Origin of the sequence: Mesorhizobium sp. M7A.F.Ca.CA.004.04.2.1 (genome assembly GCF_004022825.1) — a bacterium.
Taxonomy (GTDB): Bacteria; Pseudomonadota; Alphaproteobacteria; order Rhizobiales; family Rhizobiaceae; genus Mesorhizobium.
In genome coordinates, this window is sequence record NZ_RZPH01001450.1 from 1 (window position 1) to 1069 (window position 1069).

At 63.6% G+C, this 1069-nt stretch carries 1 protein-coding gene; it reads left to right on the plus strand.

What is annotated here, in order from left to right; all coding sequences use genetic code 11:
* Positions 1 to 2: 2 nt before the first annotated feature.
* A partial coding sequence (murC, locus tag EN893_RS35305; protein WP_245490972.1) for a UDP-N-acetylmuramate--L-alanine ligase occupies positions 3 to 1069 on the plus strand: 1067 nt, incomplete at its 3' end.

Sequence of the window (1069 nt, forward strand, 5' to 3'; positions counted from 1 at the left end):
GCATCGGCATGAGCGGCATTGCCGAAGTGCTGCACAATCTCGGCTACAAGGTGCAAGGGTCCGACCAGGCCGAAAGCGCCAATGTGCAGCGGCTGCGCGACAAGGGCATCGAATGCTTCGTCGGCCATAGGGCCGAAAATCTCGGTGATGCCGAGGTGGTGGTCGTCTCGACGGCGATCAAGAAATCCAATCCAGAGCTAAAGGCCGCGCGCGAAAAGCTGCTGCCGATCGTGCGCCGGGCCGAAATGCTGGCCGAACTGATGCGCTTTCGCCAGGCGGTGGCGATCGGCGGCACGCATGGCAAGACAACGACGACCTCGATGGTGGCGACCTTGCTCGATGCCGGCGGGCTCGATCCGACCGTCATCAATGGCGGCATCATCAATGCCTATGGCACCAACGCGCGCATGGGCGACGGCGAATGGATGGTGGTCGAGGCCGACGAAAGCGACGGCACTTTCCTGAAACTGCCGGCCGAGATCGCGGTCGTCACCAACATCGATCCCGAGCATCTCGATCACTATGGCAGCTTCGACAAGGTGCGCGAGGCGTTCCGCCAGTTCGTCGAGAACGTGCCGTTCTATGGTTTTGGCGTGATGTGCACCGATCACCCCGAGGTGCAGGCACTGGTCAGCCGCATCGAGGACCGCCGGGTCATCACCTATGGCGAGAATGCGCAGGCCGACGTGCGCTTTACCAATCACCGCATGGCAGGCGCCATTTCGGAATTCGACGTGGTGATCCGCGACCGCAAGACAGGCGGCCAGACTGTCATAGCAGGCCTGCGCCTGCCGATGCCCGGCCGCCACAACGTCTCCAACGCGACGGCAGCGATCGCGGTCGCGCATGAGCTCGGCCTGTCGGCCGAGGCGATCAAGAAGGGCCTGTCGTCCTTCGCCGGCGTCAAGCGCCGCTTCACCCATACCGGTTCGTGGGACGGCGTCGAAATATTCGACGATTACGGCCACCATCCGGTCGAGATCTCGGCGGTGCTGAAGGCGGCGCGCAGCGCCACCCAAGGTCGCGTCATCGCCATTGCCCAGCCGCATCGCTTCACCCGGCTGCATGA